24 protein-coding genes and 2 tRNA genes are annotated in these 25,478 nt (G+C 67.3%); 21 read left to right on the top strand and 5 right to left on the bottom strand.

Annotated features, from left to right (window positions below; genetic code table 11):
* Window positions 1-673 precede the first annotated feature (673 nt).
* The 4 genes from ACWCPW_RS28620 (at window position 674) to ACWCPW_RS28605 (ending at window position 4,146) form a co-directional block, all read left to right on the top strand.
* The gene (locus tag ACWCPW_RS28620) at window positions 674-1,324 is read left to right on the top strand and encodes a hypothetical protein (RefSeq protein WP_449764468.1); all 651 of its coding nucleotides are present in this window, start codon (window positions 674-676) and stop codon (window positions 1,322-1,324) included.
* A 101-nt stretch (window positions 1,325-1,425) separates the two neighbouring features.
* On the top strand, window positions 1,426-2,130 hold the full coding sequence (locus ACWCPW_RS28615) for a hypothetical protein (protein WP_449764467.1): 705 nt from the start codon (window positions 1,426-1,428) through the stop codon (window positions 2,128-2,130).
* Between the two features lie 22 nt (window positions 2,131-2,152).
* Entirely contained in the window at window positions 2,153-3,328 is a 1,176-nt protein-coding gene (locus ACWCPW_RS28610) for a hypothetical protein (protein WP_449764466.1), read from the top strand.
* 230 nt (window positions 3,329-3,558) lie between these two features.
* On the top strand, window positions 3,559-4,146 hold the full coding sequence (locus ACWCPW_RS28605; protein WP_449764465.1) for an NUDIX hydrolase: 588 nt from the start codon (window positions 3,559-3,561) through the stop codon (window positions 4,144-4,146).
* Here ACWCPW_RS28605 and ACWCPW_RS28600 read toward each other — a convergent pair.
* On the bottom strand, window positions 4,132-5,283 hold the full coding sequence (locus ACWCPW_RS28600) for an XRE family transcriptional regulator (RefSeq protein WP_449764464.1): 1,152 nt from the start codon (window positions 5,281-5,283) through the stop codon (window positions 4,132-4,134). The two genes, ACWCPW_RS28605 and ACWCPW_RS28600, sit on opposite strands and share 15 nt — an antisense overlap.
* Window positions 5,284-5,413: 130 nt before the next feature.
* Here ACWCPW_RS28600 and ACWCPW_RS28595 point away from each other — a divergent pair, with 130 nt between their 5' ends.
* Genes ACWCPW_RS28595 through ACWCPW_RS28585 form a run of 3 tightly spaced genes read left to right on the top strand, consistent with a single transcriptional unit; the run spans window position 5,414 to window position 6,558 of the window.
* Complete coding sequence (locus ACWCPW_RS28595) at window positions 5,414-5,944, top strand: hypothetical protein (RefSeq protein WP_449764463.1); 531 nt, start codon at window positions 5,414-5,416, stop codon at window positions 5,942-5,944.
* A gap of 19 nt (window positions 5,945-5,963) precedes the next feature.
* A complete protein-coding gene (locus ACWCPW_RS28590) occupies window positions 5,964-6,254 on the top strand; it encodes a hypothetical protein (RefSeq protein WP_449764462.1) in 291 nt (96 codons plus the stop codon).
* The gene (locus ACWCPW_RS28585) at window positions 6,247-6,558 is read left to right on the top strand and encodes a hypothetical protein (RefSeq protein ID WP_449764461.1); all 312 of its coding nucleotides are present in this window, start codon (window positions 6,247-6,249) and stop codon (window positions 6,556-6,558) included. Before ACWCPW_RS28590 ends, ACWCPW_RS28585 begins: the two co-directional genes overlap by 8 nt.
* A gap of 421 nt (window positions 6,559-6,979) precedes the next feature.
* Here ACWCPW_RS28585 and ACWCPW_RS28580 read toward each other — a convergent pair whose 3' ends face one another.
* Window positions 6,980-7,732, bottom strand: a complete 753-nt coding sequence (locus ACWCPW_RS28580) for a GntR family transcriptional regulator (protein WP_449764460.1) — start codon at window positions 7,730-7,732, stop codon at window positions 6,980-6,982.
* Between the two features lie 178 nt (window positions 7,733-7,910).
* Between ACWCPW_RS28580 and ACWCPW_RS28575 the strand changes: the two genes are divergently transcribed.
* The 6 genes from ACWCPW_RS28575 (at window position 7,911) to ACWCPW_RS28550 (ending at window position 13,141) form a co-directional block, all read left to right on the top strand.
* Complete coding sequence (locus tag ACWCPW_RS28575; protein ID WP_449764459.1) at window positions 7,911-8,315, top strand: plasmid replication, integration and excision activator; 405 nt, start codon at window positions 7,911-7,913, stop codon at window positions 8,313-8,315.
* A gap of 117 nt (window positions 8,316-8,432) precedes the next feature.
* Entirely contained in the window at window positions 8,433-9,803 is a 1,371-nt protein-coding gene (locus ACWCPW_RS28570; protein WP_449764458.1) for an FtsK/SpoIIIE domain-containing protein, read from the top strand.
* Window positions 9,800-10,135, top strand: coding sequence for a hypothetical protein (locus tag ACWCPW_RS28565; protein WP_449764457.1), 336 nt, complete (start codon window positions 9,800-9,802; stop codon window positions 10,133-10,135). The genes ACWCPW_RS28570 and ACWCPW_RS28565 overlap by 4 nt, the downstream gene beginning before the upstream one ends.
* Window positions 10,132-11,727: a replication initiator gene (locus tag ACWCPW_RS28560; RefSeq protein ID WP_449764456.1), complete on the top strand. Its 1,596-nt coding sequence runs from the start codon at window positions 10,132-10,134 to the stop codon at window positions 11,725-11,727. Before ACWCPW_RS28565 ends, ACWCPW_RS28560 begins: the two co-directional genes overlap by 4 nt.
* Entirely contained in the window at window positions 11,724-11,954 is a 231-nt protein-coding gene (locus tag ACWCPW_RS28555) for an excisionase family DNA-binding protein (RefSeq protein WP_449764455.1), read from the top strand. Before ACWCPW_RS28560 ends, ACWCPW_RS28555 begins: the two co-directional genes overlap by 4 nt.
* On the top strand, window positions 11,954-13,141 hold the full coding sequence (locus ACWCPW_RS28550; protein WP_449764553.1) for a tyrosine-type recombinase/integrase: 1,188 nt from the start codon (window positions 11,954-11,956) through the stop codon (window positions 13,139-13,141). The genes ACWCPW_RS28555 and ACWCPW_RS28550 overlap by 1 nt, the downstream gene beginning before the upstream one ends.
* A 103-nt stretch (window positions 13,142-13,244) precedes the next feature.
* Here ACWCPW_RS28550 and ACWCPW_RS28545 read toward each other — a convergent pair.
* Window positions 13,245-13,318 (bottom strand) — tRNA-Gly (locus tag ACWCPW_RS28545).
* A 96-nt stretch (window positions 13,319-13,414) separates the two neighbouring features.
* On the opposite strand from ACWCPW_RS28545, the gene ACWCPW_RS28540 reads away from it, so the two are divergent.
* From ACWCPW_RS28540 to clpX, 5 genes are all read left to right on the top strand, one after another.
* Window positions 13,415-13,490, top strand: a tRNA-Pro gene (locus tag ACWCPW_RS28540).
* Window positions 13,491-13,605: 115 nt separating this feature from the next.
* Complete coding sequence (gene tig / locus ACWCPW_RS28535) at window positions 13,606-15,030, top strand: trigger factor (protein ID WP_449764454.1); 1,425 nt, start codon at window positions 13,606-13,608, stop codon at window positions 15,028-15,030.
* Window positions 15,031-16,033: 1,003 nt separating this feature from the next.
* Entirely contained in the window at window positions 16,034-16,606 is a 573-nt protein-coding gene (locus ACWCPW_RS28530; RefSeq protein ID WP_020550724.1) for an ATP-dependent Clp protease proteolytic subunit, read from the top strand.
* Window positions 16,607-16,745: 139 nt separating this feature from the next.
* On the top strand, window positions 16,746-17,408 hold the full coding sequence (locus ACWCPW_RS28525) for an ATP-dependent Clp protease proteolytic subunit (RefSeq protein ID WP_395862922.1): 663 nt from the start codon (window positions 16,746-16,748) through the stop codon (window positions 17,406-17,408).
* 152 nt (window positions 17,409-17,560) lie between these two features.
* Entirely contained in the window at window positions 17,561-18,841 is a 1,281-nt protein-coding gene (gene clpX, locus ACWCPW_RS28520; RefSeq protein ID WP_360304477.1) for an ATP-dependent Clp protease ATP-binding subunit ClpX, read from the top strand.
* Window positions 18,842-18,936: 95 nt separating this feature from the next.
* On the opposite strand, the gene ACWCPW_RS28515 is transcribed toward clpX, so the two are convergent.
* Both ACWCPW_RS28515 and ACWCPW_RS28510 read right to left on the bottom strand, forming a co-directional pair.
* Window positions 18,937-19,599 (bottom strand): hypothetical protein, encoded by a 663-nt coding sequence (locus ACWCPW_RS28515; RefSeq protein ID WP_449764453.1) that lies wholly within the window; start codon window positions 19,597-19,599, stop codon window positions 18,937-18,939.
* Window positions 19,600-19,844: 245 nt separating this feature from the next.
* Window positions 19,845-20,570: a hypothetical protein gene (locus tag ACWCPW_RS28510; RefSeq protein WP_449764452.1), complete on the bottom strand. Its 726-nt coding sequence runs from the start codon at window positions 20,568-20,570 to the stop codon at window positions 19,845-19,847.
* A gap of 355 nt (window positions 20,571-20,925) precedes the next feature.
* Here ACWCPW_RS28510 and ACWCPW_RS28505 point away from each other — a divergent pair, with 355 nt between their 5' ends.
* The 3 genes from ACWCPW_RS28505 to ACWCPW_RS28495 are packed head-to-tail and all read left to right on the top strand — an operon-like array spanning window position 20,926 to window position 25,423.
* The gene (locus tag ACWCPW_RS28505; RefSeq protein WP_449764451.1) at window positions 20,926-23,559 is read left to right on the top strand and encodes a valine--tRNA ligase; all 2,634 of its coding nucleotides are present in this window, start codon (window positions 20,926-20,928) and stop codon (window positions 23,557-23,559) included.
* Complete coding sequence (gene folC / locus ACWCPW_RS28500) at window positions 23,556-25,085, top strand: bifunctional tetrahydrofolate synthase/dihydrofolate synthase (protein ID WP_449764552.1); 1,530 nt, start codon at window positions 23,556-23,558, stop codon at window positions 25,083-25,085. The genes ACWCPW_RS28505 and folC overlap by 4 nt, the downstream gene beginning before the upstream one ends.
* Before the next feature lie 2 nt (window positions 25,086-25,087).
* Window positions 25,088-25,423: a DUF4233 domain-containing protein gene (locus ACWCPW_RS28495; RefSeq protein ID WP_449764450.1), complete on the top strand. Its 336-nt coding sequence runs from the start codon at window positions 25,088-25,090 to the stop codon at window positions 25,421-25,423.
* Window positions 25,424-25,478 lie beyond the last annotated feature (55 nt).

Genomic DNA, 25,478 nt, shown 5'->3' with positions numbered 1-25,478 from the left:
TCGCCCCCAGGCCCCCTCGAAAACCGGCAGGCAACCGAGCCAAGAAACCACCCTCGGATCACACCCGCCGGAGCCGGACCACCGGAACCTTCCGACGCACATCCGGCACGCGCCCCTCGAAAGACCCCGGGCACGACAAAGGCCCAGATCAGAGAACCTGCCTCTGACCTGGGCCTTTACCTTTGGAGCGGGTGACGAGGATCGAACTCGCACCACTAGCTTGGAAGCCAAGCCCGTGATCTTGATCCCGACCTCGCCAAGTCCCCACGTGGCACAACGCGTTCGCGCACCCCTGAGTACCCGTCAGACCCCCTGAGCCTCGCCCCGTTCTGGCACGCACCTGGCACGCAACTCGGGCCCGCCCCCGTCCCACAAGTGGGTGGTCGGTCTGGGGGTTCCCTCCTCGATCGGGCATGCCTGCACGGACCCGGGTTCCCGGAGGGGCGCAACGGCTCACACCGTGACGCTCGCGCTCGGCCGTTGCGCCCCTCCGGGTTCCGGGTACGCCCCCGGTGCCCGATCGAGGAGGGAACCCCCAGACCCAAGACCACCCACGAACCGCAGCGTCCGTGCCCTACCCACCCCTCCGAGAGAGGGCTGACGCTTGAGGCGGAACCCCATCCATGTTTCACACGGCACACAACCCTCCCCTCCAAGGGAGGGGTGAAGCACCATGAAGAATGCAGATATCGGGAAACGCCACGAGAGATCAGCGTTCGCTTGTAGCTTCTGCGGCGTGCAAACCCTTGTAGCAGTGGCTGTTCTCGGCGGTGCCGCCTCGGTGTCGGCGGCAGCCGTCACTGCCTGCCTAGCCTTCGCGGGCAAGGCGAGAGAAGAGAAGCGCCTGGCTGAGCTGGCGGTCATGGAGGCTGACACTCGCATCACGGGTTCGTTTGCGTCGTTAATGGGCCGCGCTCACGGTCGCGGCGATCCCCTTACGGCTGATGGTGTAGTGGCAATCCTGCTGGCGGAAGGGGCGTTCGTTGACGAGCTGCGCAGGCTTTTCGCTGACGAGGTCACGGGTGCCGCCGGGGCGGCGGAACTGGGTCGCGCCTACCAGATCTTGGACAGGTTGCTTCGTCAGCAGCATTCGGTCGGCATTGCTGACATGGATGCAACGTTGCAGGTCATCGGCTCGCTGGGGTTGCGTCATTCAGTTCTGACGCGTGCAGCACGGATCGGGATCGAGGGACGGCATCAGTTTCAACGGGTCGCCGAGTATCAGGAATTGGTCACTGCGCTGAGAGCTAAGGAGACATCGGACACGAGACGCGCCGGGCGACATCGCATAGCCCGCACTTGGGACTGGATCCTTGGGCGATAGCGTCCTTGACAGGTGCGCGGCCAGCGCCCGAGCGGAGGGACGGTGCCGCAAGTCAATTTTGGGGCGCTCGGACAGGGATTTAATCGAGAAGGGGAAAGCTCGTGACCGCGAATAAGAGTATTTCCGATCAGGTGGGCCTCAGCGACTCCGTGGGGTGGACTATGAGGACTTATCTTTCTGCGGTACATATCTATGCCGCGAGATATAGTACGGAGGTTGCGACTAAGATCGAGGGATCAATAATTTCCCCGGCGTACGATATTCGCCATCAGGGGGCGGTGATCTCGGCAATTGTTGAGTCTGTAGCTTTCATGGAAGCGACAGTCAACGAAATCTACCAGGATGCCGCAGACTCACAGTCTGCCTACGTAGGCGCGCTTGGTGCTGATGTTTTGGGAAGGCTCGCCGCGATTTGGAAGGCGAGCAATGGAGGCTACCTGGAGATCCTGGAGAAATTTAGCCTCGTTCTGAATTTGGCCGATCATCCGGATTTTGATCGCGGACGTGATCCATATCAAAGCGCACGTGACCTGATCCGGCTGAGGAACTACTTGATCCATTATAGGCCGCATGATTCTTCGAGTGAAGCTGAACACAAGCTGACAAAGATCCTTCGTGGTCGATTCCCGGATAACACGCTTGTGGTTCCGGGAGGAGGGCCGTGGCTCCCTAAATACGCCTTAGGCGCAGGTTGCGCTGAATGGGCTTGGCGCGCTGCCCGAGCATTTGCCGATGACTTTAGTGCTCGACTAAGCGTTCCGCTGATGTATCAAACGGCTGATTTTCAAGACCCGCTTCCTAGCTAGGAAGCCTATCTGGGGGAATGAGATGGAAGAAGAGTCGAGTATTCAACTCGGTGCTAGCGGGACTGGTGGAGTTTCTTTTTCTGTGAGAGGACAAGGGCGAAAGAGAGGGGAATTTGAATATGACGGCTCTTGGTTAACCCGTACATTGCCTTCGGAGAAACGAGTAGACCTGGTTTGTACGACCTCGTTTGGCGGCTGGCACCTAAATGACACGGTAGGGCTACTCGCGCGCCGTGCCCTGGATATGGCAAGCATTCTTGGAAAAGGGCACTATGCTGTCGAGTCGTTCGACGATTATGTTATGTGGTGGATGGAGAGGGGTGGCACTCTAAGTGGGATCGTGTCGTCCTCTTGTTTGATGAGATTCGATGCCGTTGCGCATGGGGAACGCCGAGACGCGCAAGGCAAGCTGATTGAGACCGTGAAAACCCTGCATCGTTGGGACCCTTCCTACCGCTACTACCGGTCGGCACACTTAGCAGATAATGCGCAGGATGCTTACCGGGCACTTTGGTTAGCTGTCGAGTCCTTGCTTGACTTGCAATGTCCACAGCAGACCGGACAGCCTGAAAAGGTTTGGTTGTGCGAAGCGCTCTCGCGCGGCCATGCTTGGGATTCTTTGCTTGCTATTAATGCAGTAAATGGCCAACATGGGATTCATGGAAAGTTGGTTCAGCGATTCTATCGTCGTTTTTACGACAATAGACGAAATACTCTTTTCCATTCGAAGCGTTCGAAGAATATCGGCGAGCCCGATTTGAGCGAACCTCTCTCGCAGTTGATCGTAGATTTTAAAGAGCTTCGTAGGTTCTATAGTGAACTATGCAGGCGACTGACAAGTCTTCAGAGCGGCGGTGGCGTTCTTACGGATGAGGGTTTCCGGGCTGCAATACAGCCCTTGGATGAACGAGGGTTGGTCCTGTGCGTAGTGATCGGATCGGAGGAACGTAGGTTCGCCCTAGAGTGGAATTTTGGACTTTCAGTGCCCGGCCGGGAGGTGTTTGCCGCCCGCTTCCTGATTCGTCAAGGGCAAGTTCTGAAATCTCACTACCGGATCCTTTTTGCTGATTCGGGAGAGATCGTGGTCGAAGGGTCTTCGGTAGGAGTTCTTGAGGCGGTCAAGGACACTCGATTTTCATTCAGGATGATATTCATCCGTGAATCTTTGATAGGGCGTTCTGTTTTTCCCTCTGGCTAGGGTCGCATCACGTTATGTTGGGGACGATCACGATTGGTTTCGCCGTCTGGCCGGTGGGCCCCGCCGTGACCGGCGGCCACGCCGCACGCGCGGCGGGGCCCACCGGCCAGACGGCCGAGCGCTCGTCAGGGCGAGCCCTTGATCCAGTACAGCTCAATTCGGCAGTGATCAGGGCGGGTTGATCCGTACGAGGGCCGGCCTGTAGATCGTCTGGCCGGTAGCGTCGCCGTGTGGCTACTGACGATGACACTTCCTCGGCCTGGGTCGTTCATGGCGAACGGATCATCTATGACAACGAGTGGATGCGCGTCTTCCTGACGGACGTCGAACTGCCTGATGGGGAGCGGTTCGAGCATCACGTGATCAAGCTGCATGCGGCAGCGATGACGGTGCTGATCGATGATCAGGACAGGGTCCTGATGATGTGGCGGCATCGGTTCGTGTCGGATCGGTGGGGATGGGAGATCCCGGGCGGCCTGGTCGATCCCGGGGAGGACCCTGAAGAGACGGCGTTGCGCGAACTGTTGGAGGAGACGGGCTATCGGCCGACGACCTTCCGGCACGTGGCTCGGTTTCAGCCCATGGTGGGGATGGTTGACTCGTGGCATGACGTGTTCGTGGGGGAGGGGGCGACGCAGGTTGCTCAGCCGACCGAGACGACTGAGATGGCGCGCATGGAGTGGGTGCCGCTTGCGGACATCCCCGGCCTGATCGCCAAGGGGCGCATCTGGAACTCCGGCGTGCTCATCGGCCTACTCCACGTCTTGGCCTCCCGCGGTGGTGCCAAGCTCGACGACGAGTCGTCAGAGACGCTCTGACAGGCGGACGAGGCGGCGGCGGGCCCGTGCGGATGCGGCGACGGTGCTTAGCTTCTTCGCCTCGTTCCAGTGGGTGCGGGCTTCTTCGGTGCGACCGTGAGCGATCAGGGCTTCGGTCAGGTCGCATCGAAGACCGGCCTCCGCCCTGGCGAAGCCGCTCATGCTGGTCAGTGCCGCGGTCAGGCTGTCGATGACCTCGGTGTCGCCCAGCTTGATGAGGCAGGATCCGCGCCACCTGGCCAAGTGGGCGAGGTTGAGCGCCAGGAACGGCAAGTCCGGGTCGTCTGGGTCCGCTGGGAGGGCTGCTGCGGCCAAGTCCATGGAGTTCATCGATGCCGCCCCGTCACCCAATGCGGCGTGTGCCTCGGCCTCCGCGCCGTAGAGCCAACTGCGGGTGAGGGACGGCAGCCTCGTCCGATTCTCCCCGTGGGCGTAGCGAATCAGGTCCAGCGCTGATTCGGCCTGGCCCAACTCCAGCAGTACGTAAGCCTGTTCGGCGGTGGCAAAGGCCAGGATGCTCGGGTCCTCCGCGATGCTCGCTGCCGCCTTCGCGCGCTCGAAGTGCTCCCACGAGTCGTGCAGCGATTCGGTGTCGACCCCTTGCCATCCCGCGAGTGCGGATGCGTCGGCCAGGACGTGCGCCAGGCCGGCCCGTTGCTTCGGCTTCATGGCGTGCTTGAGCAACTGGTCGACCTGATTGATGTGGGCGCTCATCTCCTCGGCCACGACGGCGGCGCCCAACCGGCGGTCCTTCAACCGGATGGCGTTCGTCTGGAACCTGAGTAGCGCCAACATCTCGTCGTCCACGGCGCGGGCGCTCTCCAGCCGGGTCATCAGTTCGATCACGCCCGGATCGGGCTTGCCCCACGCGCTTGTGCTCGGCTGGTCGAAGGCCAGGTCCTCCGGCTCGACCTCGTACACCGCGCACAGGATCGCCTGGTATCGCTCGTCGGGAAGCTGCCGGCCGTTCTCCCAGTCGGAGATGCGGCGCTTCAAGCTGTCGTCGCTCACCAGCTTCGTGCCGCGGCGGGCGGCCGTCTGCCGCATGCATCGCATGAGTTCGCGCTGTGTCCAGGACCGTTCGTTGCGGGTTCGGCGCAAGCGCTGTGCGTAGAGCGGAAGAGCTTCGTTCTCCATCGTCGCCCCCAGGGGGACAGGGGGACGCGTCCCCCTGCTCGGGTTCGTGTCATCTTCCGCGCACCGCACCCTGCGGTCAACTCTGAACGCACAGTAACCGGCGACAGAAAGCCCTGAAGGGGGCGACACCGTGCGTAGAACGATCATGCACTCACTGGAGTGGCTGTCCCGAGCGGCCGACGACCCGCAGCGATGCCTCATCGAATGGGATCGGGCCCCTTTGGTTCCGCGTCCGCTGGCCATCGGCAAGTTCTTCGACCTGGTGACCGTGCATCGCCGGGTCGGGGAACGGGTGTTGGCCTTCTACGATCGCGACCACATCACCACGGGCGGCGCCGTTCTCGACGTACGAGCCGCCAAGATCGGCTTCCTCGTGTACCGGAACCCGAAGGCTCCGCCGCTCACGGTGGCGCTCGCGTGTGACGCGAAGTATCGGACGCGCAGCCCCGGACTCAAGGGATATCTCCTGGCATCGGCTCCACTTGAGCCCGACCACCCGGACATCGATAGGGCGATCACCCACTGGCTTCGTCCACCCGGCTACTTCGGCCTCTACACGTTCCGTCTGGACGTGTTGGCCGCGAAGCTGACCGAAGTCGCCCGAGAAGGCGTTGCCTATCCACCGACCGATGCGGCGCTGCCGGCGCCTTCGTGCCCATAACCGATGAAGGGGTGCAGCGGTGCGTGATTCGGATGAGCCACACGGCAGGGACGACGACAGCGACGCCTGGTACGTGGCCCGTTCCGCGGTGATGGAACTGCGTGACGTGCTCATCGCGGCCGGCATGGAAGCGGATTTCACGTTCCTGACGGCGGACGTGAACGCCTTCGGGCGGGGGATCGTCAACCTCGGCCGGATCTCCCCGGCCACGACCCGCCGACTGGCCGCGTTGCTGCGGGTGGCCCGTCAGGCGTTGGGCGACGAGGCGTTCGTGACGGAGGGTACCGACGGGGAGCAAGACCATGGATGACAAGAACGACGCTCGCCCCGATGTCCTGCGGCCCGGCGTGCCGTACGTCCGGGGCTGGTCCGAAGCGCGGGACGCCGCACGCGAGTTGGCGGAGGAGTTGAGGTTGCTGGGGCTGGCTGACGACTTCGCCTATTTGCAGGGTGACGTGAACATCGTCGGCAAGGGGCACGTCCGGCTCGGCCGCGTGACCAGCGATGCCGCCACTCGACTCAAGGACGCGCTGCTCTTCGGCGTGTGCATCGAAATCGAACGTCTTCCCTGTGTCCAGGAACCGGCGCGCGACGATCGGCCGACGCCGGCCTGACCCAAGCTCGGCCGGTTTCCTCTCTTGTTCTCCGGCCGAAATAGAGAACCCCCGCTCAGTGGCCTGGGCGGGGGTTCTCGCACGTTCGAAGCACTTCAGGTCGGTATCCGGAACTGGGTCCTGAGCTTCGGTCGGCCGAGAACCTCGACATAGACCACGGACTCGTGGACCACATCGAGATTGACCATGGCGCGGTCGTCCTCCCCAAGAAGGCAGACCATTCGATGCCCCGGGCCGTAGGGACCTTCCGGAGCCGGCGCGGTCCTGAAGCTTTGGCAGAAGTCGTCCCCACAGTCGCACCAACCGTGGAACTCCACCGCATGGAGACCATCGGCCAACGAATGCTCGGCCTCCTTGTGCAGGAGACTAATCAATTCCGCGTGAAGCTCTGGGAGAGCCTCCGACAGGGGACGAGGCTCGCTCATGAAGAGCGGCCGAATCCGTAGGAAATCTCCAGATCGTCACTGGAGATCTTGAACTCTTCAAGCGCAAGCGGTCGTTCGTGCTGGTTCAAGGTCAGTCGCAGAACGTGGAAGAGCGGTACCCCGTCCGCCAGGTGAAGCGAAGTGGCCTCGTCGGGGAGCGGCATGCGACTACGGACGTTCTCGGTCCAGTGCAGGTCGTGGCCGATCTGCTCCAGTGCCGCGTAGAGCTGCGGGGCGGGCGGGGGAGCGGTATCGGCGTACGGCGTGTTCTCCAGGACCGAGAAAGGGATGTACGTCCGGTGGGCCTGGCGCAGCCGGCCGTGCTCGGCGGTCTGCAACTCGTCGTAGGTGAACATCGGCTCACCCGGCGGTACGCGCAACATGTCGGCCAACGCCAAGGGCGCGTCGGTGCGGGTCGCGGTCGGCTCGTCCCGGGTGGTCCAGCGGATGGCGTCGGCCTCGACGTACCGGCCGTCCCGGTCCCGGCGGACCCCCCGCGGACGCGTCGTGTTCGGCCTGGCGTGCGGGGAGCGGACGAACATCCCGCGACCCATCAACACCTCGACCAACCCGGCCGCACGAAGCTCGGTGATGCCCTGACGGACGGTCGGGCGGGATACCCCGAATTCCTTCGCCAACTGCTCCTCGCTCGGTAGCGGCTGCCCTGCCGGGAACGTGCCGTCCATGATCCGGTCGCGCAGATAGTCCGCGATCTCGTGGTAACGGGCCTTTTTGCGAGCGGGCTCCATGGCTTTCCTCCGGGTCTGCTGCGGGGAGCGCGATTCGTTCTTCCTCTCGGCAGCATCCCGCAGCACATGGCGCTTGACAAGACGTAGTACGGGTAGCACTCTGAAGTCAGCCCGTAGTACGGGCTGGCATCCTCTTCGATCGAAGGGGTGTCTCGAGACTCGTGATGGGTGATCCGAAATGGCAATCAAGGGTGCGATCCCGGTGTCCTTCGGGGCGGTGTTCCCGTTCGGGGCGTTCGCGAAGTCGGTGGCTCCGGTGGCCGACTTCGACGCGTCGAAGGGCGGGGTGAAGGTTCAGGCGCGGGACAAGGTGACCGGGCTGCCGGTGTGGGCGGTGTCGGTGGTCGACGGGGATCCGGACGCGAACGAGTCCACGGTGAAGGTGAAGGTCGCGGCGGATGCGGAGCCGGTGTTGCCGGACACGTTGCCGGGGCTGCCGTTCCGGCCGGTGGAGTTCGAGGGCCTGACGGTGACGGCCTACCTCAACCAGTCCACCAACCGCGTGGCGTTCTCCTACCGCGCGTCGGGCCTGCGGGCTCCTGGTGGGCCGCTGAAGAGCGCGATCAAGACGACGGCGGCCTGACGGCTCGTCGTGTGAGACAGGCGCGGCCCTGGTGCGAGCAGATCTTGGCGGGTCGATCGCACCGGGGCCGCTCCCCATCCGAATGACACAAGTGATCTTCGAAGGGGTTCTTCCATCATGCATGTGTTCCAGCGGCCCGTGGTGCGGTTCGGGGCCTTACTGCTTGCGGTGTTGTATGTCGTGTTCGAGGTGGTGCGGGCCCGGGGCGGCGTCGTCGCCTCGTCCCTGCTCTTGTTCGTCTATGTGACGGTCGGGGTCGCGTCCGTCTGGTGGTGGTTGTTCTCGTTCGCGTCCCGGGTGCGGCGTGGTTGGCCCGCCCTGTCGAAGGCGATCGGGGTGTGGCAGCAGGAGCCGGTATCGCGGATCGACGAGACGTTCGAGTACCGGTACCCGCGGATCCTGCGTATCCGCCGGCACGAACTGGGCTTCGACGTGACGGTCTCACTGTTGCCGGGGCAGACCCCGAAGAACCTCGGCGATCACGTGGAGGGCATCGCCCACACCTGGGGTGTCTTCCGGGTCGAGGCATCGTCCCCCGGGCGTGGAGTGGTGGTCCTGCGGGCCTGGTTCGCGGATCCGTTGGCCGAATCGTTCGAGGCGCCGCCCATGCCGGGGTTGGGTGACGTCGTCAAGCGCGCGGCGGCGCTGGCCTCGATCAGGTACGGGAAGGCCGGGGCCGAGAGGGAGGACCCATGGCGGCCGGAGTTCGCGTCGGCGGAGATCGGGCGGTGTGACGACGGGTCGCCGTGGCGGCTGCGGCTGCACGGCACTCACGTCCTGGTCGCGGGCGTGACCGGTGCGGGGAAGGGCTCGGTGCTGTGGGGTGTCGTGCGGGCGCTGCTGCCGGCGGCCCGGGTGGGCATCGTGCAGTTGTGGGCGTGCGATCCCAAGCGCATGGAACTGTCCTACGGCCGGTCGCTGTTCCGGCGGTACGCCTGTGAGCCGGCGGCGATGGTCGAACTCCTGGAAGCAGCGGCGGTCGAGATGAACACGCGCGCGCAGACCTTCGCGGGCAAGGTCCGCAAGCACGAACCCTCGGCGTCCTGCCCGTTCGTCGTGGTGATCGTGGACGAACTGGCGTTCCTGACGGCGTATCAGACCGATCGGGACCTGCGGAAGCGGGCGGATGCCGCGATCGCCACGCTGACGTCCCAGGGCCGTTCGGTCGGGTTCTGCGTGATCGGGGCGTTGCAGGATCCGCGCAAGGAGGTGATGAACATCCGCAACCTGTTCCCGGACCGGATCGCGCTGCGGCTGGACGAGCCGAACCAGGTCGACATGGTCTTGGGCAACGGCGCGAGGGAGCGGGGTGCGGCGGCCGACCTGATCTCCCCGGACCCGGAGATCGGCGCGGGCGTGGGCTACGTCAAGCGGGAGACGCAGCCGGAACCGGTGCGGGTGCGGGCGGCGTTCGTCTCCGACGACGCGATCGACGCGATGGTGCGCGACTACGGTCGTTCGGCCGGTGGCTTCGGGGGCGCGGCATGAGGCGCAACGAGTACGACGCGGACATGGCCCGGGGCGTGACCGTGCTGCGGTGCGTCGCGGACTTCATCGGCTGCCGGCCGACCCTGCCACCGGCCACCTCGGTGGATCTCGGGTGGTCGTGCGCGAATCTCGCGTGGTCGGTCAAGATCCACCTGTTCGGGGGGACCGCACAGGACATGCAGCGGTGGGCGTCAGCCATGGACGACGCGGTGACCACGCGCGTCGAAGGCAACAACACGTACATCGGCGAACACACCCGGATCGACGTCGTGGGCACCATCCACGGCCACGCGGTGATCGTGTGGACCACGCTCGACGGGAGCACCCGATGAGCACGCGAGCCGAACGCGCCCGAATGCCCCTCGCCCGCGAAGTCGTCCGGGCCGTGGCCCAAGAGCACGGCGTCTGCGTCCGCCCGATCACGCTTCGACGCACCGACATCGTGACCGGTGAGACGACTGTGGTCGACGTGCCCTGCGGGGCAACACTGGCGAGCGTGTGCCCGACCTGCGCTGAGCGGAAGCGGCGGCTCCGGATGGCGCAGTGTCGGGAAGGATGGCATCTGACCGAGGAACCGATTCAGGAAGCCGACGACCCGACCGACGAACAGCGCTTGCTGGCCGAACTGCGGGCCGACTGGACCAGGAAGCACGAACTGGCGCGCGGCGACGAGCGGGACGAACTCGCCGAAGACTTGGCGGCGGTCGACGCCGAGTTGGCCGACTCCGGCGTACGGGGCAACATCGACCCCGACCCGGTCTCGCGGCGGGTGCGGTCCACGCGGCGGCGGCAGGATGCTCCGGACCTGCCTCGCCGGGAGGTCGACTCGCGGACGGTCGGCAGGGCGTACACCGCGCCCGACGGCAAGGTCTTCCGGCCGTCTCTGTTCGTCACCCTCACGCTGCCGTCGTACGGGCGTGTACGCCGCGACGGCACGCCCGTGGATGCCTCGGCGTACGACTACCGGGCGGCTGCCCGGGACGCGCTGCACTTCTCGAAGCTGGTCGATCGGTTCGTACAGAACCTGCGGCGCCTGGTCGGCTTCGACGTGCAGTACTTCGCCGCGGTCGAGTACCAACGGCGGCTGGCTCCGCATATCCACCTGGCGATCCGCGGCACGGTCTCGCGCGCCGAACTCCGCCAGGTGGCGGCGGCCACCTATCACCAGGTGTGGTGGCCTGCGTGCGACGAACCGATCTACTCAACCGACCTTCCACCTGTCTGGGACACGGAGGCCGGCGCCTACCTCGACCCGACGAAGGGCGTCGAACTCCGCACCTGGCATGAGGCGTTGGACGACCTGGCCGACGACGCGGAACCGATCCACGTCGCCCGATTCGGGACCCAGGTCGACGCGAAAGGCGTCCTGGTCGGCTCCCCGGACGCGCGCCGCTGCATCGGCTACCTGACCAAGTACCTCAACAAGTCCGCCCACGAGTCCCACGAAGCCCAGAGCGGGGCCCAGCACGCACACGTGGACCGACTCGTCGAAGCCCTCCGCTACGAGCCCTGCTCGCCCACCTGCGCCAACTGGCTCCTCTACGGAGTCCAGCCGAAGAACGCCCGCGCGGGCCTGCGTCCCGGCTGCTGCAAGTCGAAGGCACACCGCCGCACCCACCTCGGCTACGGCGGCCGACGTGTCCTGGTCTCCCGAAAGTGGTCCGGCAAGACCATGGCCGACCACAAGACCGAACGCCGGGCCTGGGTCCTGGACCTCATCGGCCAAGCCGCCGACGCCCCCGACCCCAATCGCTTCATGTGGCAACCGGTCGGCCGTGACGACCCGGACGTCGCACCGCTGTCCCATCGCCTCCTTCGGGCGGTGGCCGAACGGGTGCGGTGGCGCAAGGCGATGGACGACGCGAAAGCCCGCTCTGACGGGGCGCTCGGTGTTTCGGCAACTGTCCGGGGGAGGGCCGCATGACCGTCAAGCCACTCAAGACCAAGCTCCTGACCGTCCCCCAAGCCGCCGAACGACTGAACGTCGGCGAGCGGTACATCCGTCGCCTGATCGCCGAGCGGCGCATCACCTTCGTTCGCGTCGGCCGATACGTCCGGATCCCGGATGAAGTCCTGGACGCGTTCCTTGCGGCGGGCACGGTCGAACCCCGCATGCCCCGCGCGGCTCGGCCGTGGGGGAGGGCTGCCTGATGCCCAACGACAGGGGCCGACGCCGCGACTTCGGCGCTATCCGCAAGCTCCCCTCCGGTCGCTTCCAGGTTCGCTATCCACACCCGGAAACCGGCGAGATGATCCCGGCCGACCGCACCTTCGAGACCCTTCGCGAAGCTGAGGACCACCTCGCCGAGATCCGTACGGACATCCGCCGCGAAGACTGGCGCGACCCGGAAGCCGGCAAGCAGAAGTTCGGGAAGTACGCGACCGCGTGGATCGCCGAGCACCCCAAGCTTGAGGTGAGCACGCGCGAGCTGTACGAAATCCTGCTTCGGCTGCACATCGGGCCGACGTTCAACGACCGAGAGCTTCAGGAGATCAAGCTTCCGCACGTCCGGGCGTGGCGCCAACGCCTCCTCGACAACGGGCGCGGTCAGTCGACCGTCGCCAAGTCGTACCGCCTCCTCCGCGGCATCCTCAACACGGCGGTCGCGGACGACGCGATCAAGCGCAATCCCTGCCGGATCAAGGGCGCCGGCGACGAGAAGACTCCCGAACGTCCCACTCTCACCATCGACGAAGTCTTCCGCGTCGCCGATGCCATCGATGCCCGCTACCGCGCCATGGTCCTGATCGCCACGTTCCTCGGTCTCCGCCTCGGCGAACTGGCCGGCCTCCGCCGCAAGGCCGTCGACCTGGAGAACGCGCGCATCCGCGTCCGGCGGGTCGGCGCCCAGAGCAACAAGGGCACCTTGTACGAGAAGGACCCCAAGACCGAAGCCGGCAAGCGCTGGATCACCATCCCGGAGGTGATCCTTCCGGATATCAAGAGTCATCTCGAATGGTTCGCCGAGAAGACCCCGGACGGCCTGCTCTTCGTCGGTCCGCGCGGCGGCCTGATCCGGCGCAACAACTTCAATCGGGTGTGGAAGCGGGCGCTTCGCAAGGCGAAAGTCACGGAAGTTCACTTCCACGACCTACGCCACACGGGTAACACCCTCGCTGCTTCGACCGGTGCGAGCACCCGGGAACTGATGGCGCGCATGGGACACGCGTCACCCCGGGCCGCGTTGATCTACCAACACGCGACAAACGAACGCGATCGTGAGATTGCCGACGCTCTCAGTGCGAAGGTGCGGGCGGTTCGCAGGCCGGCGGGGGCCGAAAAAACCACTCCGAAGAGCTCGAAGAGTCGGGACCAAGGTCGGGCGGCGGGGGACTAACGTCCCGGCCTTCTGGCACGAATCTGGCACGACGCCCCTCAAGCACCCGGGCACGACAAAGGCCCAGATCAGAGAACCTGCCTCTGACCTGGGCCTTTACCTTTGGAGCGGGTGACGAGGATCGAACTCGCACCACTAGCTTGGAAGGCTAGGGCTCTACCATTGAGCTACACCCGCAGCTGGTGTGGCGTGCACGTGGCGCCTAGGTTAGCGGATTGGTGCGCGGCCAGTGCAGACTCTAGCGTGTCGTCCTCTAGACTTCATCGGGCGCCACGGGGCGTAGCGTAGTGGCTAGCGCGCCTGCTTTGGGAGCAGGAGATCGGGAGTTCGAGTCTCCCCGCCCCGACCACCACATCATGGATTCGCTGCAGGATGGATCGGTACGCCGGTTCTGAACCTTCAGTGTGCCGTCAGGCAAGATGCACAGGCCCGGAAGAACAGCCCGCAGCAAGGAGACCCTTACCGTGAAGAGCGCCGTCGAGACGCTGAACCCGACCCGGGTTCGGCTCACCGTCGAGGTTCCCTCCGAGGAGCTGAAGCCCAGCCTCGACGCGGCGTACAAGAAGATCGGCAAGCAGGTGACGGTCCCGGGCTTCCGCAAGGGCAAGATCCCGGCTCGCATCATCGACCAGCGCTTCGGCCGTGAGGCCGTTTTCGTCGAGGCGTTCGATGAGATCCTCTCCTCCTCGTACGGCAAGGCCGTCGAGGAGAACGAGCTGCGCGTCCTGGGCCAGCCCGAGGTCACCGAGGTCACCGACGTGACCGAGCTGGCCGGCGGTGCCGATCTGAAGTTCACCGCAGAGGTCGACACCCGTCCCGAGATCGAGCTGCCGGACTACTCCGGCATCGAGGTCGAGGTCGATGACATCACCGTCACCGACGAGGACGTCGCCGAGAAGATCGAAGAGCTGCGTGACCGCTTCGGTGCGCTGAACACCGTCGAGCGGGCCGCGGCCGAGGGCGACACGGTCGTCATCGACATCGAGGCCAAGGTCAACGGCGAGGTGCTGGAGGACGGCGTCGCGAAGGCGATGTCGTACCAGATCGGCGGCGACACGATGCTGGACGGCCTCGACGCCGCCGTCATCGGCGCGTCGGCCGGCGAGACCAAGACCTTCGAGACCGAGCTCCAGGGTGGCAGCGCCGCCGGCGAGACCGCCGAGGTCTCGGTCCAGGTGACCACCGTGAAGGCCAAGGAGCTCCCCGAGCTCGACGACGACTTCGCGCAGCTCGCCAGCGAGTTCGACACGCTGGACGAGCTGAAGGCGGACCTGCGCGAGAAGCTCGACCACCAGAAGCTGCACGACCAGCAGAACGAGGGTCGGGACAAGGTTCTGGAAGCCCTGCTGGAGCAGATCGAGGTGCCGCTGCCGGAGAGCATCGTCACCGAGGAGATCGAGCAGCGTCGTGGTCAGCTCGAGCAGCAGCTCGGCATGATGGGCATGGACCTGGGCAAGTGGCTGGAGATCCAGGGCCAGACCGCCGAGGAGTACGAGACCGAGCTCCAGGACAGCGTCCGCAAGGGCATGCGCGCCCAGTTCGTGCTCGACGAGGTCGTGAAGAAGGAGCAGCTCTCCGTCAACCAGGAAGAGCTGACCCAGCACCTCATCCAGCGGGCGCAGCAGTCCGGCATGAGCCCGGACCAGTTCGCGCAGCAGGTCATGCAGTCCGGCTACGTGCCGGTCCTGGTCGGCGAGGTTGCTCGCGGCAAGGCCCTCGAGGTCATCGCCAAGGGCGCCAAGGCCAAGGACGTGTCCGGCAACGAGGTCAGCCTCGGTGTCGACCTGCACGCGGACGACGCGGACAACCACGAGGGCCACGACCACGCGGAGGCCGAAGAAGCTGCTCCCGCGTCGGACGCGTCCGCGGAGGAGAAGGCCGAGGCCTGATCCACACCCGCGCGACACCCTCGCGACGCCCTCGCGACTCGCGATGGCCGGCCGTGGTGACTCGCGGCGCACGCAGTACGTGTAGGGAGTAGGACCCGACGCTTCGGGCCCGGTCCCCGCTTCGGCGGAGACCGGGCCCGAAGTGCGTTTCGGGCGCGGGGCGCGCGGGCGGGTGCGGGCTGGGGTCCGGCCGTGGTCCTCGATCTGCGGTACGTCGAGGGGCGCGCGGGCGGGTGCGGGCTGGGGAGGGGAGGGCTCCCGCGCTCGGAGTACGCCTGGAGGCGGTCGTACGGTCGGTGTGGACGCGGGGCCGCCGGCCGGGTTTCGGAGACCGGTCCGCTCGGTGGGTGCGGCAGGTGCGTGGTGCGGCGACGGTGGCGGAGACGCGTTCGCGCGGGCGAACCACCGTGCGGGGCCGGTGTCGCGATCCGTGTCGCGCCGATTCGTACGGGGCGCGCACGTCGGCAGGTTGCCGACGGCCTCGAAGACGCCTTCGACGGCCCCGAGGAGCCTCCGCGAGAGTCGAGTCGATGTCCGATATCGGGCTCGTGCGATCGGCGGCCCGTGGCAGCCGTTCTCGCCCTCGCCCTCGCCCGGCGACCCGCTTGCCGCCCGCGCGGCGGAGGACACTGGCCCTGGCGCCGGAGACCCTTGGTCGCGACCACCAGAGCGGCCGGTTGCCCACCGAGCTCGCACGGTCCCCGGGACCGGAAGGTTGTCCCGGCCTCGCTCGATCCGCGCGCGACTACCCCGATACCGCCCGGATGCCGCCTTGCTGCGCTCTGGGCGAACAGTCCTGAGTCTGGGATGGCCTGCGACGATCCGCGCGTTAGGGTCGCTGTACGAAGGGGGTCACCCGCCACGAACGCAGGTGCCTCCCAAGGTCGACTTCGTGACGGCTCGGGATTGCCGTCGGAAACGAGCAGGTGGATACGTGACGAATCCGCAGATCGTGACTCCGGGGCTCGCGGTGCCCACTTCGCGTGCATCTCAGCCGGGTGGGATGGGGCTCGACGACCAGGTCTACAACCGGTTGCTGCGCGAGCGGATCATCTTCCTCGGCTCGGTGGTCGAGGACCAGATCGCCAACGCGATCTCCGCCCAGCTCCTGTTGCTGAACGCAGAGGACCCGGAAAAGGACATCTGGCTCTACGTCAACTCGCCCGGTGGCTCCATCACCGCCGGCATGGCGATCTACGACACGATGCAGTGGATCAGCAACGATGTCGCGACCGTCGCGATGGGCCTGGCCGCCTCCATGGGCCAGTTCCTGTTGACCGCCGGAGCCCCCGGCAAGCGCATCGCGCTGGCCAACTCCGAGATCCTGATGCACCAGCCGTCCGCCGGTCTCGGCGGCTCGGCGTCGGACATCAAGATCCAGGCCGAGCAGCTCCTGCGCACCAAGCGCAAGATGACTCGCCTGATCGCACACCATTCCGGGCAGACCCCCGAGAAGATCGAGCACGACTCGGACCGCGACCGCTGGTTCTCCGCCGAGGAGGCCAAGGAATACGGCCTGGTGGACCACGTGGTTCGCAGTGCGGCCGAGGTTCCCAACACCGGCAGCACCAGCTGATACCGGCGGCTGTACACAGCTGAACCCAGCCGGCCGACCGCTGATCCGCCAGCCGACCCCGGCTGGGAAACAGCGTGAGTCGGCCTCCAGTCGCCCAGCCACTGAGTCGAGTCCGCAGTCCCGGAGGGCTGAGATTTCCATGAATGACAATCTGTTCCACCGGCCCGAGGGCCTGGCACCGTTGGCCTCGCGCAGCGCCGAGAGCCGTTACGTCCTGCCGCGTTTCATCGAGCGCACGTCGCAGGGTTTCCGCGAGCAGGACCCCTACACCAAGCTGTTCGAGGAGCGGATCATCTTCCTGGGTGTCCAGGTCGACGACGCCTCCGCGAACGACGTGATGGCGCAGCTCCTGACGCTCGAGTCGATGGACCCCGATCGGGACATCTCGATCTACATCAACTCGCCCGGCGGTTCCTTCACGGCGCTTACCGCCATCTACGACACGATGCAGTTCGTGCGCCCCGACATCCAGACGGTGTGCATGGGCCAAGCGGCCTCCGCCGCCGCCGTTCTGCTCGCCGCGGGAACTCCGGGCAAGCGAATGGCGCTGCCGAACTCCCGCATCCTCATCCACCAGCCGTACAGTGAAACAGGGCGCGCGCAAGTCAGCGACCTGGAGATCCAGGCTCGTGAGATCCAGCGCATGCGCACCATGCTGGAAACGATGCTCGCGCAGCACAGCACGAGGCCGATCGAGCAGGTTCGCGACGACATCGAGCGCGACAAGATTCTGACGGCCGAAGAGGCGCTTGCGTACGGCCTCATCGACGAGATCACCGCACCTCGGAAGGTCGTCGGCTAGTGTCCCCGCCCGGTCGGCGGCTTGCCGCCGACCGGACAACGGTGACCGGTTGATGGTCAAAACCGGGGGATCGGAGATTCCGGCGGGGTACCGTCGAAAGACCAGGCACCAGGTCCGGGACATCCGGGGCCCAGGCGAAGGAGATGCACCTCGTGGCACGCATCGGTGACGGTGGCGACCTGCTCAAGTGCTCGTTCTGCGGAAAGAGCCAGAAGCAGGTGAAGAAGCTCATTGCCGGTCCGGGTGTCTACATCTGTGACGAGTGCATCGACCTGTGCAACGAGATCATCGAGGAGGAGCTCTCCGAGTCCTCCGAGTTGAAGTTCGAGGAGCTCCCCAAGCCGCGGGAGATCTACGAGTTCCTCGACGGCTACGTGGTCGGGCAGGAAGTCGCCAAGAAGGCGCTCTCGGTAGCGGTGTACAACCACTACAAGCGGGTGCAGGCCGGCGAGTCGGCCAAGGCCTCCCGGGACGACGGCGTCGAACTGGCCAAGTCGAACATCCTGCTGCTCGGGCCGACCGGCTGCGGCAAGACGCTGCTGGCGCAGACCCTGGCCCGGATGCTCAACGTGCCGTTCGCCATCGCCGACGCGACCGCGCTCACCGAGGCGGGCTACGTCGGCGAGGACGTCGAGAACATCCTGCTGAAGCTGATCCAGGCGGCCGACTACGACGTCAAGAAGGCCGAGACCGGGATCATCTACATCGACGAGGTCGACAAGATCGCTCGCAAGAGCGAGAACCCGTCGATCACGCGCGACGTGTCCGGTGAGGGCGTGCAGCAGGCGCTGCTGAAGATCATCGAGGGCACCACCGCGAGTGTGCCGCCGCAGGGCGGGCGCAAGCACCCGCACCAGGAGTTCATCCAGATCGACACGACGAACGTGCTGTTCATCGTGGGCGGCGCGTTCGCCGGCCTGGAGAAGATCATCGAGGGCCGGGTCGGCCGCAAGGGCATCGGCTTCGGCGCGCAGATCCGCTCCAAGCGCGATGTGGAGAGCGCCGACTCGTTCGCCGACGTGATGCCCGAGGACCTGCTCAAGTTCGGCATGATCCCGGAGTTCATCGGCCGGCTCCCGGTGCTCACCTCGGTGCACAACCTGGACCGCGAGGCGCTCATCCAGATCCTGACCGAGCCCAAGAACGCGCTGGTGAAGCAGTATCGCCGGCTGTTCGAACTCGACGGGGTCGAGCTGGACTTCGAGATGGAGGCGCTGGAGGCGATCGCCGACCAGGCGATCATGCGCGGCACCGGTGCGCGCGGCCTGCGGGCGATCCTCGAAGAGGTGCTCCAGTCGGTGATGTACGAGGTCCCGTCCCGCAAGGACGTGGCCCGCGTCGTGGTCACCGACCAGGTGGTGCTCAAGCACGTCAATCCCACGCTCGTGCCGCGCGACGTGGTCAAGCGCGAGCGGCGCGACAAGAGCGCCTGAGTCGAACCGGCACCGACCGGCACCGACCCGTACCGACCCGCACCGGACGGCGGCCGGAAAGCGCCCGGGACGGCGGCCGGAGGCACCCGGAACGGTTATCGGGCGGTGCCCGCGTACACGTTCGCGATCACCAGCCGGGCGTGTGCGACACCGGCACCGTCGCTGACGTAGACGAGATCGTGCTCGTCGCCCCACAGACACATCGCCGTGGTGGGGTTGCTCCAGCAGCGGAGCAACCCCGGCGGGCCGGGTACGGCCGGCTCCTCGGTCAGCGACACCGCCGGCACGAAGTCCCGGACGTACGCCGCCGGTGCCGTGTCCCGCCTGGTCGCCAGCGTCAGCAGCACCGTCTCGCTGGTCTGCCCGCCGCCGAAGACCTCGGTCCGGACGTCGGCGAGGGTCCGCCCCATCGTCGCGTTGAGTTCGCCGACCGTTCCGGGCAACTCCTGTTGCGCGACCGGGCCTCGGGCCTCGATCGTGGCCGGCATCACGAGCGGTCCGGCGACGCGTACGCCGGCCGGCGCGGTCGGCAGGCCACGCGGCCGATTCGGACCGCCGCCGCTGCCGCCCGAGTCGAGCAGCAGTACGACGACCACCACCGCGACCACGACCACCGCCGCGCTGCCGAGCACGCCCACGAGCAGCGCGGCCCGGTCCCGGGAGCCATCGTTCGGATGCGGAGCGCCGGTCGGTGGGCCGCTCGGGTATCCCGCGCCACTCGTCCCGGATCCCTGCCGGCCGCCGTACCCGTCGCTCATCGCCCCCACCACCTCGTGGCTCGGCCGTACGTCATCGGTACCCGGTACAACGACGGTAGGGCCGCGAGGCGACGCGCGAACGCGCGTTCCGCCGCGGCCCCGCCGACGAACGCGGCCCCGCCGACGAACGCGGCCCCGCCGACGAACGCGGCCCCGCCGACGAAGCCGAGGCGGGCCCGCCGCCGCTCCTTCCCCGAAGAGGTGGTCCCGCCGCCCGCTACTTCTCCAGCGAGGCCGCCCCGCCGCTACTTCTCCAGATCCGCGCGCATCGCCTTGAACTTCGCTGCGGCCTGATCCGCCGACGACTGTTCGAAGTACGCCACGGCCGTCGTGTACCGGTCCGCCCACCCGCAGATCGCCGCGGGCCCCGCGGCCGAACCGGGCATGCACTCCAGCGTGCCGCCCAGCGGACCGGCGTCGTAGGACTTCATCGTGACCCCGTCCGGGACGCTGCCGCCGCTGCCGTTCACGTACTCGACCATGCCGCGCAGCATGTGCTCCAACCGCTTGCCGTCGACGCCGGTCATCCCGTCCACGCCCACGAACAGCACCGCACGCGGGCCGGTCCCGGTCGAGCCGTACGCCGCGACCACCACGTTGTTGACGCGGTCGCGCACCTCGCCCGGGTCGACCGGAACGTCGGTGGGCCCGTCGGTCAGCCGGGCCAGGCCGCCGGCCCGGTCTGCGGCCTGGAGCCTGCGGACACCGGTCGAGTTCGACGGCCGTCCGGACGGGGCCGACGTCGCGGGCGCCGACGCGGTCGGCTTGGCCTTGTCGGCGGGCAACTCCGCCGGGCGCGTCACGGCAGCGGTCGTCCCGGCTTTGGCCGGTTGGTCCGTCGTGGCGACCGCCGGGCCGCTCGTGACGGCCTTGTCGTCGTCGGCCTGACAACCCGTCAGCACGGATGCCCCGAGCACCGAGACGGTGACGGCGGCGATGGTGGTGAGCAGTGTCGAGGTGCGAGTGCGCACGAAGATCCCCCCGGATTCACGATTTCACGGATATCGGGCCGGCTCCCGACGCTTCGACCGATGCCCCCATCGTCGAAACCGGATACCGCCCACCGCGCAAGCTAGCGGCGCCCGGCCACCGGTGGGGTCGCGGTGACAGCACGGTGACAAGGGCGGGACGTCTCCGGCGCGAAAGCGATCCGCGCCCGCCGCCGCGCCGGCCGCGCCACCGCCGCCCGGTCGCCCGCCGCCGTTCGCCCCGATATGCCTCCGCCTCCGCCGTGCCCGCCGCCCCGTCGCCGCCCGCCCGCTCCACCGCCGGCGCCCCACCGCCGCCGCGTCGAAGGCGCCCGCGCGCCTTCCGTAGACTGGGGCGGTGACCGAGAACACCATTCCCGCAGCCGCTGCCACCGAGCAGCCGCAGGCCCTTCCCTCCCAGTACACCCCCGCCGAGGTAGAGGGGAAGCTGTACGAGCGCTGGGTAGCCGCGGGTTGGTTCGAGGCCGACGCGAAGAGTGACAAGCCCCCGTACACGATCGTCATCCCGCCGCCGAACGTCACCGGACAACTGCACCTGGGCCACGCGTTCCAGCACACGCTGATGGACGCGCTCACCCGCCGCAAGCGCATGCAGGGCTTCGAGGCGCTGTGGCTGCCCGGCATGGACCACGCCGGCATCGCCACCCAGAACGTGGTCGAGCGCGAGCTGGCCAAGGAGGGCAAGTCCCGGCACGACCTGGGCCGCGAGGAGTTCGTGGACCGGGTCTGGCAGTGGAAGGAAGAGTACGGCGGGAAGATCCTCGACCAGATGCGTCGCCTCGGCGACGGCGTCGACTGGTCGCGGGAGCGCTTCACCATGGACGAGGGCCTGTCCCAGGCCGTGCAGACCATCTTCAAGCGGCTCTACGACGACGAGTTGATCTACCGCGCCGAGCGCATCATCAACTGGTGCCCGCGCTGCCTGACCGCGATCTCCGACATCGAGGTCGAGCACCAGGACGACGAGGGCGAACTGGTCTCGATCCGCTACGGCGACGGCGACGCCGCGATCGTGGTGGCCACCACGCGCGCCGAGACCATGCTCGGCGACACCGCCGTCGCGGTGCACCCCGACGACGAGCGGTACGCGCACCTGGTCGGCACCGAGATCGAACTGCCGCTCACCGGGCGGCGGATCCCGATCGTGGCCGACGAGCACGTGGACCCCGAGTTCGGCACCGGCGCGGTCAAGGTGACCCCGGCGCACGACCCGAACGACTTCGAGATCGGCCGCCGGCACAACCTGCCGATGCCCTCGGTCATGAACGAGCGGGCGATCGTCACCGTGCACGGCCCGTTCGAGGGCCTGGACCGCTACGAGGCGCGCTTCGCGATCGTGGCCGCGCTGCGCGAGCAGGGTCGGATCGTCGCCGAGAAGCGCCCGTACACGCACGCGGTCGGGCACTGCTCGCGCTGCAAGACCACCGTCGAGCCGCGCCTGTCCATGCAGTGGTGGGTCAGGGTCGAGCCGCTGGCCAAGGCCGCCGGCGACGCGGTGCGCGACGGCCGGGTGGCCATCCACCCGCAGGAGCTGGCCGGGCGCTACTTCGGCTGGGTCGACAACATGCACGACTGGTGCATCTCGCGCCAGTTGTGGTGGGGCCACCGGATCCCGGTCTGGTACGGCCCGAACGGCGAGACGGTCTGCGTGGGCCCGAACGACGAGGCGCCCACCGGCGAGGGCTGGACGCAGGACACCGACGTGCTCGACACGTGGTTCTCCTCCGCGCTGTGGCCGTTCTCCACGCTGGGCTGGCCCGAGCAGACCGCCGACCTGGCCAAGTTCTATCCGACCGACGTGCTGCTCACCGGGCACGACATCATCTTCTTCTGGGTCGCCCGGATGATGATGTTCGGCCTGTACGCGATGGACGGCCGGGCGCCGTTCCACACCATCGCGCTCACCGGCCTGGTCCGCGACCAGTTCGGCAAGAAGATGTCCAAGTCGTTCGGGAACGTGGTCGACCCGATCGACTGGATGGACGCGTACGGCACCGACGCGCTGCGCTTCACCCTGGCCCGCGGCGCCAACCCCGGCACGGACGTGCCGATCGGCGAGGACTGGGTCCAGGGCTCGCGCAACTTCTGCAACAAGATCTGGAACGCGACCCGGTTCGCGCTGATGAACGGCGCGACCGTCGAGGGCCCGATGCCGGCCGCCGAGCAACTCGCGGCGGCCGACCGCTGGATCCTGTCCCGGCTGGACGCGGTCGTGGCCGAGGTGGACGCGTACTACGAGGACTACCAGTTCGCGAAGCTCTCGGACACGCTCTTCCACTTCGCCTGGGACGAGGTCTTCGACTGGTACGTCGAGCTGGCCAAGCTGCCGCTCAACGGCGAGGACGAGGCCGCCGCGCAGGCCACCCGGCGCGTCCTGGGCCACGTCCTGGACGTGACGCTGCGGCTGCTGCACCCGATCGTGCCGTTCGTGACCGAGGAGTTGTGGACCACGCTCACCGGCGGCGAGTCGCTCGTGCCCGCCGAGTGGCCCACCCCGAGCGGGTTCGCCGACCCGGCCGCCGAGGCCGAGATCACCACGCTCCAACAGGTGATCACCGAGGTTCGCCGGTTCCGCTCGGACCAGGGCCTCAAGCCCGGCCAGCGGGTGCCGGCCAACATCTCGCTCGCGGGCACCGCGATCGCCGCGCACGAGGCGGCGCTGCGGCAACTCGCCCGCTGCACACCGGCCGGCGAGGGCTTCACGGCGACCACGTCCTTCCCGGTCGCGGGCGCGGTGATCGAGCTGGACCTGTCCGGCGCGATCGACTTCGCCGCCGAGCGCAAGCGACTGGCCAAGGACCTGGCCGAGGCCGAGAAGGTCCGCGACGTGAACACCAAGAAGCTGGGCAACGCCGGCTTCCTGGCCAAGGCCGCCGCCGACGTGGTGGACAAGGTCCGGGACAAGCTGACCGGAGCCGAGGCCGACATCGAACGCATCAAGGGCCAGCTCGACCGGCTGCCCACCGCCTGAACCGACCGGCCGCGCGGCCCGGGCACACCCACCCGGGCCGCGCGGACGATCGGCGAGCCGGCACCCGCGGCTCGACCCCGAACCCCCGAAGAACTCGATCGGAACCGGTGACACCAGTGACAGACCCCGCCGAGGCAGCGGCCGCACAGCGCGCCGTGGAGGCCGAGCTGATCGGGCGCTGGCCCGAGACCAAGCTCGACCCGTCCACCGACCGCGTGGTCGCGCTGATGGACGTGCTCGGTGAACCCCAGCGGGCGTACCCGGTCATCCACATCACCGGCACCAACGGCAAGACCAGCACGGCCCGGATGATCGAGGCGCTGCTGCGCGCGTTCCAACTGCGCACCGGCCGCTACACCAGCCCGCACGTCGAGTCGATGACCGAGCGGATCAGCCTGGACGGCGAGCCGATCAGCGCCGAGCGGTTCGTGGAGACCTATCGCGACATCCAGCCCTATATCGACATCGTGGACGCCGCCCAGCCGCACCGGTTGTCCTTCTTCGAGGTGATCACCGGGATGGCGTACGCCGCGTTCGCCGACGCGCCGGTGGACGTCGCGGTGGTCGAGGTCGGCATGGGCGGCACGTGGGACGCGACCAACGTGGTGGACGGCACGGTCGCCGTGGTCACCCCGATCGCGGTGGACCACGCCGCCCGGCTCGGTGGCACGCCCGGCGAGATCGCGGTGGAGAAGGCCGGGATCATCAAGAAGGACAGCCTGGTTGTGCTGGCGCAACAACCGGTGGACGCGGCCGAGGCGCTGATCCGACGCGCGGTCGAGGTGGACGCGACGGTGGCCCGCGAGGGCATGGAGTTCGGCGTGGTCCGGCGCGACCTGGCGGTCGGCGGCCAGTTGCTCACCCTGCGCGGCCTGGCGGGGGAGTACGAGGACGTCTTCCTGCCGCTGCACGGCAGCCATCAGGCGCACAACGCGGCGGTCGCGCTGGCCGCCGTGGAGGCGTTCATGGGCGTCGGCGTGGCCGATCGACCCGGGCTCACCAGTGGTGGCGCGCTGAACGCGGACCTGGTCCGCGAGGCGTTCGCCTCGGTCACCTCGCCGGGCCGACTCGAGATCGTCCGGCGCAGCCCCACCGTGCTGATCGACGCCGCGCACAACCCGGCGGGCGCGCTGGCCGTCGCGCAGGCGATGACCGACTCGTTCGACTTCCGGCACCTGGTCGGCGTGGTCGGCGTGATGGGTGACAAGGACGTGCGAGGCGTGCTGGAGGCACTCGAACCGGTGCTCGCCGAGGTCGTGGTGACGCAGAACTCGCAGCCACGCGCGATGCCGGCGGACGAACTGGCCGCGCTCGCGGTCGAGGTGTTCGGCGCGGACCGGGTCGACGTGCAACCGGCCCTGCCGGACGCGATCGAGGCCGCGGTCACGCTGGCCGAGGAGGAGGGCGACCTCGGCGGTGCGGGCGTGCTGATCACCGGCTCCGTGGTCACCGTCGGCGAGGCCCGGGTGCTGCTCAAGGGCGCCGACACCGGGGGAGCCGGCCATCGCAACGGAAGGGACGCCTGAGCATGCGCGCGCTGTGTTCGACCCACCTGATCGGCCAGGCCATGGTGATCTGCCTCGCCGCGCTGGTGGCGATGCGACTCACCGACATCTCCACCGGCGTGTTGTGGGCGGTCGCCGGGCCGTCCGCTCTGGTCTGCGTCCTGCTGTGCGCCAAGCTCAAGGAACCGTGGGCGATCACCGCCGGCTGGGTGCTGCAACTGGGCCTGTTCCTGACCGGTTTCGTGGTCCCGATGATGTTCCTGATCGGTGTGGTGTTCGCGGCCATCTGGTACGGCTGCGTCCGGGTCGGGCGGATCATCGACGCCGCCAAGGCGGCCCGGATGGCTACCGCCGAGTGACTGAGGGCGTACGGCCGAAAGGTTGATGCGTTACCCCGGATAGGCTCGGGGCGTT

Source organism: Embleya sp. NPDC001921 (genome assembly GCF_053594475.1).
This window is presented reverse-complemented; position numbering and strand designations above follow the sequence as displayed.